Below are 7,930 nucleotides of genomic sequence, written 5' to 3'. Positions count from 1 at the left end.
GGACGTCCAGCGGATCCTCGGCCGCGCCCCGCGCCCCTTCGCGGACTGGGCGGCCCGCAACGTGGCCGCGTTCCGCTGAGCGCGGGGCGCGGCCGAGGATCCGCTGGACGTCCGGGCTGACACGCAGCTCGGCCGGGGTCGGGGAGCCGAGGATGTCCAGAGTGTCGTCGGCCAGCTCCGCCCGCATGTTCCGGGTCATGGCGGTCCTGGCCTCGTCGCGGCTCAGCTCGTGAAACCTCACCGGCGAGCCCAGCGCGGTGGCGATGGCCTCCGTCTGCCCGCGCGGAGTGATCAGCTCCGGGCCGGTCAGCTCGTAGACGCCGCCGATGTGCTGGTCATCCAGCAGGCAGGCCGCCGCGACCGCGGCGATGTCCGCGGGGTCGATGATCGGCACCCCGACGTCACCGAAAGGCGCGGCGACGACCTGTTGCGCACGGACGGACTCGGCCCACCACAGGGCGTTGGAGGCGAAGCCGCCCGGCCGCAGGACGGACCACTCCAGGCCGGACTCCCTCAGGGTGTCCTCCAGCGCGCGCATCGCGATCCGTGTTCGGCCGAAGGGCCTGGTCACCACGCCCAGCGTAGAGAGCATGACGACCCGGCGGACCCCGCTGGCCGCGGCTTCGCCGATGAGGTCGGCGGGGTCGGCTCCCGCGGCGTGCAGGTCGAAGTCGCCGGACAGCAGCAGGAACAGCGCCTCCGCCCCGGCCAGCGCGGGCTTGAGACCGGCCGGTTCGGCCAGGTCGGCCACCACGTGACGGACGCCGTTCGGCACCTCCGCCGTGTGCCGTGACACGGCCGTCACCTGCTGGCCCGTCTCGGCCAGCGCCTGGGTCAACGGCCGGCCGATGTTTCCGGTAGCCCCGGTCACCACGATCATGTCAGCTCCTCGTCGAAGATCCTTTGTGTCCTCCACGGTAGGAGCGCGGGCTCACTTCGGGTAAGGACATACCCTGAAGTAAGCTCATGACATGGCGGGAGGCGTGCAGCGCAGAGGGGTCGAGACGGGGAAGCGGTATGACGTGTTTCACACCGACTGCCCCGCGCGCGACATGGTCGACCACGTGACCAGCAAGTGGGGCATCTGGGTGCTGATCTCCTTGCGGAGTAACAGCCTCAGGTTCTACGAGCTGCGCGAGAGCATCCACGGCATCAGCGAGAAGATGCTCGCCCAGACCTTGCGCGCACTGGTCCAGGACGGCCTGGTCTGGCGGGAGGTCGAGCCGACGACTCCGCCCCAGGTCACGTACGGGCTGACCGAGTTCGGCCAGGTCGTCGGTGAGCCGCTGACGGAGCTGTTCGACCGGATCACCGAGCGGCTGTCGTCGCGCGGCGCGGACCAGGTGCGTTGATCGCGAGCGCCGCCGACGCGTGAGCAGGGCGGTCCCGCTCGCCGACGCGGGTCCTCCCGGCCCGACGGGTCACTACGGCCACTACGGCCACTACGGCCACTACGGCCACTACGGCCAGGATCGCCGTCCGCCGCGCGAGCCGGTCGACGCGGATCCGCTCGCCCCGTCACACACACCCGTCACACGCCCCCATCACACACCCCCGTCACACACCCCCGGCGCACACCCCCGTCACACCCCCGGCGCCCCGAACGTCGTCCACGCCGCGCGCGGAGGCAGGCGCAGGACGGGCCGGTCCGCGAGGGCGTTGAGGATGGTGGCGGCGCGCCAGGCGCTCAGGGTCAGGTCCGGGGTGCCGACGCCGTGGGTGTGGAGTTCGGCGTTCTGGACGTAAAGGGCGCCGGTCACCCGGGGGTTGAGGGAGACGCGGTAGTCGCCGTCGACGCGGTAGCGGCCCTGGTCGTCCCAGTCGACCAGCCCGGCGAGCGGGCCGAGGAAGGCGGGGCGGGTCGCCGCGTAGCCCGTGGCGGAGACGATCGCGGCGGTGCGGATCTCGAAGACCTTGTCCTGCTGGAGGTGACGGCACGTCAGTACGTAGTCGTCGGACGCCTCGTCGTAGTGCGCGCCCTCGATGGCGACGCCCGGGTGGAGGGCGGCGCGGGGCTCCGTACCGCCGATGGTGCGTTCGTACAGCTCGTCGTGAATGTCGGCGAGGGTCTCCTCGCTGACGCCCTTGTAGAGCTGCCACTGTTCGCGTACGAGGTGCTCGCGCCGTTCCTCGGGGAGGGCGCGGAAGTAGCGGATGTAGTCGGGGGTGAAGTGCTCCAGGCCGATCTTGGAGTACTCCATCGGCGCGAAGGCGGGGGTACGGGCCAGCCAGCGGACGTACGGGCCGCCCGCGCCCGCGCCGTCCTGGTGGCGGAGCAGGTCGAGGGCGACCTCGGCGCCGGACTGGCCCGCGCCGACGACCGTGACGTCGGCGAGCGCGGCCAGCGCGCTCCGGTGGGTGCGGTAGTCGGCGCTGTGCAGGACCCGGCCCCGGTGGTCGGCCGTCAGCAGGGGGCGCAGCGGGGGCGGTACGACCGGGTCCGTTCCGACGCCGAGTACGACCTGCCGCGTCCATACGCGCGAGACCGCGCCGTCCGCCCCCGCCGACCGGTAGGTGACCGCGAACGCGTCGGACGTGCTGTCCCACGCCAGCTCCGTGACGCGCGCGTCGAAGCGGCAGGAGGGGAGGTGTTCGGCGACCCAGCGGCAGTAGTGGTCGTACTCGCGGCGCGGTATGTGGAAGCGCTCGGAGAAGAAGAACGGGAACATCCGGTCGTGCTCGCGCAGGTAGTTCAGGTACGACCAGGGGCTGGTGGGGTCGACCATCGTCACCAGGTCGGCGAGGAAGGGGACTTGCAGAGTCGTTCCTTCCATGAGCAGGCCCGGGTGCCAGGAGAAGGCGGGCTTGGCGTCGAGGAAGAGCGTGCGGAGTTCGGGGACGCCGTCCGAGAGCGCCGCCAGGGAGAGGTTGAACGGACCGATACCTACGCCGACCACGTCGTAGATCCGCTGTCCGTCTTGGTGCTCGGTCGTCACCGGGTGGCCTCCGCCGGGGTGGGTGGTCTTGTTCGGCTGCGTGAGTTGAGCGGGGTACGTGAGTGACGCGCGTCGCTGTCACTCACGTACTCACATACGTTCGCGTGTTCGTGCGTAAGTCTGTACGAGACGTGGCGGCGCGCGGGTACGGGCCCGGCCGTCACCGCAGCGCCGCCGCTTCCTCCTCGGCGCGGCCCGCGGCCACCACCTCAAGGAGCAGCCGCTCCACCTCCTCGGCCGTGGTGTGCGGGTTGAGGAGCGTGAGCTTGAGCCGTACGCGGCCCGGCCCTTCGCCCGGCAGCTCGGTGCGGCCGACCACGGCGCGGCCCTCGCGCAGCAGCCGACGGCGCAGGGCGGCGTTGATGTCGTCGCTGCGCTGTTCGTCGTCGCCGTGTTTCTCGTCGGCGTCCACCGGCAGGTAGCGGAACACGAAGGCCGTCAGCACCGGTTCGGCGTACAGCTCAAGGCAGGGGTGGTTCCGCGCGGTCCGCGCGCCGGACAGCGCCAGTTCGTGGCAGGCGTCCACGAGCCTCCCCAGCCCCTCCCGGCCCAGGGTGCGCAGCGTCACCGCGATCTTGAAGGCGTCGGCCCGGCGGGTGGTGCGCAGCGAGAGGCCGAGCAGGCTCGGGTAACCGGCCTCCTCGTCGTCGGCCGGGTTGAGGTACACCGCTCGGCGGGCGAGCGAGGCGTACGTCTCGGACTCGGCGACCAGGAAGACCCCGGCGGCGGCCGGCTGCCAGCCGAGTTTGTGCCAGTCGAGGGAGAGGGAGTCGGCGAGTTCGAGCCCGTCCAGGAGCGGCGCCAGCCGGTCGGAGAGCAGCGCGCCGCCGCCGTACGCCGCGTCCACGTGCAGCCAGGCGCCGTGCTCGGCGGCGAGCGCGGCGCAGGCGCGCAGCGGGTCCACGGAGCCGGTGTCGGTGGTGCCCGCCGTGGCCACGATGGCGATCGGCAGCTCGCCGCGCTCCGCGCAGCCGTCCAGGAGCGCCGCCAACGCGTCCGTGTCCATGCGGAGTTGTTCGTCGACCGGAACGCAGAGCACCGCGTCCTCGCCGAGCCCGAGGAGCGCGGCCGCGCGCTGTACGGAGAAGTGCGCGACGGCGGAGGCGAGGATACGGGGACGGGCGCCCAAGGCGGGCCGCAGGCCGGTGAGTTCGATCTGCCGCCCGGTCGCCGCGCCCAGCACGCGGTCCCTGGCCAGCATCAGCCCCATGAGGTTCGACTCCGTACCGCCGGAGGTGAGGACCCCGGCGGCCCGTTCCCGGTCGTAACCGACCAGCTCCGCCAACTCCTGGAGCAGCAGGGTCTCCAGAACGGTCGCGGCGGGCGCCTGGTCCCACGAGTCCTGGGACGGGTTGAGCGCGCTGACGGCGAGGTCGGCGGCGACGGCGACGGCCAGCGGCGGGCAGTGCAGATGGGCGGCGCAGGAGGCGTCGGCGGGGTCGGCGCTGCCGTGGGCGAGGAGTTCGGTGAGCCGGTCCAGAGCGGCGGGGCTGGTGTGGGCGGCGGGGCTGGTGTGGCCGGTCTGGCTGGTCTGGCCTGCGGGGCTGGTGTGGCCGGTCTGGCTGGTCTGGCTTGTGTGACCTCCGGCGCCGGTGGCTCCCACCCCGTGGAACGCCTCCGCCACGGCCACCGCCGCTTCCTCCGGGCTGCCGGGGGCGACGGGGCCGCCCCGGGTCTTGGCGCCCTTGACCAGGGCGTCGAGCACGGTGGAGACCAGCGGGGCGAGGGCGTCGGGGCCCGCGACGCCGCCGGACAGCGCGGCGGCGGGACCGTGACCCGGCGCGTGGTCAGGCGCGTGGTCGGGCGCGTGGTCGGCGGGCCACGCCGGTTTCCGTACGGGCGCCTGCGCCTGCGCCGACGCCTGCCCCGACTGCTGTGCCAACTGCTGCCCCGACTGGTCTGCCAACTGCTGCGCCGACGCCTGCGCGGGGACGCGCGGCGGTGTCTGCCTGGATTCCGTTGTCATGCCTGCCGTCCCTGCTTGTCCTGATGGCGATCCGCCGAAGCGTGCGCGATCGCGTCCGCGAGCCGGTCGAGGACCGTTTCCGCCTGCTCGTCCGAGATGGTCAGCGGCGGCAGGAGCCGGAGCGTCGCGTCGAAGCGCCCGCCCAACTCGATGATCAGGCCCCGCTCCAGACAGGCCGCGCGGACCCGTTGCGCCAGTTCGGGGGCGGCCGGGCGGGCGCCGCAGGAGTCCACCGGGCCCGCCGGGTCGACCAGTTCGACGCCGATCATCAGCCCGCGCCCCCGTACGTCACCGATCACGGGAAGCGCGTGCCGCAGCCCGTCCAGCCGTGCGGTCATCCGCGCGCCCACGGTCGCGGCGCGCTCGGCCAGGCCCTCCCTGGCCACGTACCGCAGCGTCGCCGCGCCCGTCGCCATGGCCAGCGTGTTGCCCCGGAACGTGCCGGTGTGGGCGCCCGGGAGCCACGCGTCGTAATCCTGGTCGTAGACGATCACGGCGAGGGGCAGGCTGCCGCCGATCGCCTTCGACATCACCATCACGTCCGGGGTGATCCCGCTGTGCTCGACGGCCCAGAAGGCGCCCGTGCGCCCCACGCCCGTCTGCACCTCGTCCACGATCAGCGGGATGTCGCGTTCCGCCGTGATCCGCCGCATCTCGCGCAGCCAGGAGTCCGGCGCGGGCACCGCGCCGCCCTCGCCCTGCACCGCTTCGAGGATCATCGCGGCGGGCGGCGCGACCCCGCCCGCCGGATCGTCCAGCAGCCGTTCCGCATAGGTCGCGGCGAGCGCGGTGCCCCGCTCGCCGCCGACACCGAACGGGCAGCGGTACGGGTACGGGTACGGCAGCCGGGTCACCTCGGCCACCCCCTCCGCCACCCGCTCCCTGGCCGAGACGCGGCCGGTCACCGCGAGCGCGCCGGCGGTCATGCCGTGGTACGCCCCGGTGAACGCGAGCACCCCGCGCCGCCCGGTCGCGGTCCGCGTCAGCTTCAGCGCCGCCTCGACCGCGTCCGTACCGGCAGGACCGCAGAAGTGGATCCGGGCGCGGTCGGCGAACTCCCCGGGGAGCGTGGCGAACAGGGCGTCGGTGAAGTCGTCCTTCTCCGGCGTGGCGAGGTCGAGTACGTGCAGCGGCGCGCCGCTCTCCATCGTGCGCCGTACGGCCTCCAGGACGACGGGGTGGTTGTGGCCGAGGGCGAGCGTGCCCGCGCCGGAGAGACAGTCGAGGTAGCGGCGGCCGTCCGCCCCCTCGACCGTCATGCCCTTGGCGCGGACCGGCACGATCGGGAACGAGCGGGCGTAGGTGCGCGCCGAGGACTCCCGCGCGCGCTGGCGGCCCAGGATGCCGACGGCGCGGTCGCCCGCGCCTGGTGCGCCCGGTGCGCTTGATGTGCCCGGTGTGCCTGATGCAGCTGGTCCGTCCAGCGCGCCCGGTGCGCCTGTCGTGCCTGATGCGCTCGGCCCGCCGGAAGCATGTGGGGTGCCTGCCCCGTCGGCCGCCTCCGGTGCGCCCTCGGTGGGCCGTTCACTCACGGGCGGGGAGATGGGGGGCACGGTCATGACATGGCTCCGGGGGAGAGGAGGAAGGCTCAGAGCGGACGGCGCTCGGCGACGAGCGGGCCGGGTACGGGCGGTACGGCGGCCTCCCGGCCGGAGGAGGACCCGTAAGGGACCCGGTGGAAGGGCCCCCAGGGGAGAACGATCAAGTCGCCGACGCGTATGCGTTCGATCCGCACGTCCCACGGAAGGGTGTCCCAGGACCGGCCCCCGGCACCGCTCGGGCCGCTGCGGGCGGGTGTGGGGGCGTGGACGGACACGGTTGGCGCTACCTCGGAGTAGGGCGGTACGGATCGGGCACATGCCAAGTAGCTTTCACCGCTGGGGCCTTGGTACGCATCGGGAAGCGCGCTGTCACGGCGGCGCACCCCTCGGCACACCCCCGCGACGCACCCCCTCGGTGGACCAACTTAGGCAACCCTAACCTAACGCTTCGTCCGGAGACGCGCCACGGGCGCTTGACAGCGCGCCGGGACGAGCCATGGGCCACGAGAGGCCCTCACCAGGACCATTCCGGGCCCACCCGAGTCGGCCCGGAGCCACCCGGATCGGCCCGGACCCACCTGGATCGGGCCGGAGCCACCCGGATCGGCCCGGACCCACCTGGATCAGGCCGGAGCCACCCGGATGAGGCCGGGCCCGCCTCGATCATTCCGGGCCCGCCTACGCTCCCGAAGCCGCCTCCGCCTCCGCCTCCGCGACCGCCGCCTCCGCCGCCGCCTCCACGAGGGCGATCCCGGACTCCATACCGGCGTTGCCCTTGGAGAGCACAGCCAGCAGATAGCCGTGCCCACCGGCCTCCATCCGCCCGATGCTGTTGATGTCCCACAGCCCGGTGGCGCTGCGGGACAGCCAGCCGTTCTTCAGCCCCGTCACGGCGCCCGCCGCCGACACGCCCCAGTCCTGGCCGTCCGCTATACCGCCCATCAGGCCCCGCACATAGCTCCGCGAGGCGGCGCTGAGCGCGGACGCCGCCCCGGCGTCCGTACCGTCGCCGAACACGGCGCCCAGCAGGACCAATTGGTCGGACGCCGTCGTCTGCGTCAGCCCCCACAGCGCGCCCTCGCCCGCTGTCGTACCCGTCAGCCCGAGCCGCCGGTTCGCCGCGTCCAGCCCGGCCGCACCGCCGATGGCCTGCCAGAGGGCGTCCGCCGAGGCGTTGTCGCTCACCTGGATCATCGAGGTGGCGTGGCGCTCTCCGACGCCGTGAGCGCGCGGCCCTCGTCCTGGGCCGCGAGCAGCAGCGCCGCGAGGATGTCGACCTTGACGATGCTGGCCGTGTCGTACGTCCCCGTGGAGCGCGCGCCGGAGCGGACGGGGGCGCTTCCGTCCGCCAGATCGCGTACATCGAGTACGGCGACCTGGAGCGAGGCCGTCGCCGCCGCCCCCGAGGACGTCAGGACGGCGGCGAGCCGCTCGGACAGCTCCTGATCGGCACGCGCGGTGGCCGACGAAGCGGACACCGAAGCCGA

Annotated in this window: 7 protein-coding genes and 1 pseudogene; 1 reads left to right on the top strand and 7 read right to left on the bottom strand. The window is 73.3% G+C overall.

Going from position 1 to position 7,930, the window contains the following annotated elements; translation table 11 throughout:
- Positions 1–880: SDR family oxidoreductase (locus tag DVH02_RS22570; protein WP_114625648.1), on the bottom strand; the 880-nt coding region annotated here is incomplete at its 3' end.
- A 91-nt stretch (positions 881–971) separates the two neighbouring features.
- Here DVH02_RS22570 and DVH02_RS22565 point away from each other — a divergent pair.
- On the top strand, positions 972–1,352 hold the full coding sequence (locus tag DVH02_RS22565; RefSeq protein ID WP_114625644.1) for a winged helix-turn-helix transcriptional regulator: 381 nt from the start codon (positions 972–974) through the stop codon (positions 1,350–1,352).
- 231 nt (positions 1,353–1,583) lie between these two features.
- Here the strand turns inward: DVH02_RS22565 and DVH02_RS22560 are convergent, their stop codons facing one another.
- The 6 genes and pseudogenes from DVH02_RS22560 to DVH02_RS37180 form a co-directional block, all read right to left on the bottom strand.
- On the bottom strand, positions 1,584–2,936 hold the full coding sequence (locus DVH02_RS22560) for a lysine N(6)-hydroxylase/L-ornithine N(5)-oxygenase family protein (protein WP_199566374.1): 1,353 nt from the start codon (positions 2,934–2,936) through the stop codon (positions 1,584–1,586).
- A gap of 160 nt (positions 2,937–3,096) precedes the next feature.
- Positions 3,097–4,902 carry a pyridoxal phosphate-dependent decarboxylase family protein gene (locus tag DVH02_RS22555; protein ID WP_199566373.1) on the bottom strand — a complete coding sequence of 602 codons (1,806 nt, stop codon included), beginning with the start codon at positions 4,900–4,902 and terminating at the stop codon, positions 3,097–3,099.
- Complete coding sequence (locus DVH02_RS22550; protein WP_233518384.1) at positions 4,899–6,461, bottom strand: diaminobutyrate--2-oxoglutarate transaminase; 1,563 nt, start codon at positions 6,459–6,461, stop codon at positions 4,899–4,901. The genes DVH02_RS22555 and DVH02_RS22550 overlap by 4 nt, the downstream gene beginning before the upstream one ends.
- A 29-nt stretch (positions 6,462–6,490) precedes the next feature.
- Positions 6,491–6,718, bottom strand: a complete 228-nt coding sequence (locus tag DVH02_RS22545; RefSeq protein ID WP_114625643.1) for a hypothetical protein — start codon at positions 6,716–6,718, stop codon at positions 6,491–6,493.
- A gap of 403 nt (positions 6,719–7,121) precedes the next feature.
- A complete protein-coding gene (locus DVH02_RS22540) occupies positions 7,122–7,637 on the bottom strand; it encodes a serine hydrolase (protein ID WP_407697665.1) in 516 nt (171 codons plus the stop codon).
- Positions 7,634–7,930 (bottom strand): annotated as a pseudogene (locus DVH02_RS37180) (serine hydrolase); the annotation flags it as partial. The pseudogene DVH02_RS37180 and the gene DVH02_RS22540, both read right to left, overlap by 4 nt.

Source organism: Streptomyces corynorhini (genome assembly GCF_003346515.1).
Lineage (GTDB): Bacteria > Actinomycetota > Actinomycetes > Streptomycetales > Streptomycetaceae > Streptomyces > Streptomyces corynorhini.
This window is presented reverse-complemented; position numbering and strand designations above follow the sequence as displayed.

Bases quoted from the DNA above. Each gene is read 5' to 3' on its own strand.
- DVH02_RS22555 (WP_199566373.1), bottom strand. From the start codon at position 4,902: ATGACAACGGAATCCAGGCAGACACCGCCGCGCGTCCCCGCGCAGGCG.
- DVH02_RS22550 (WP_233518384.1), bottom strand. From the start codon at position 6,461: ATGACCGTGCCCCCCATCTCCCCGCCCGTGAGTGAACGGCCCACCGAG.
- DVH02_RS22540 (WP_407697665.1), bottom strand. From the start codon at position 7,637: ATGATCCAGGTGAGCGACAACGCCTCGGCGGACGCCCTCTGGCAGGCC.
- DVH02_RS22565 (WP_114625644.1), top strand. From the start codon at position 972: ATGGCGGGAGGCGTGCAGCGCAGAGGGGTCGAGACGGGGAAGCGGTAT.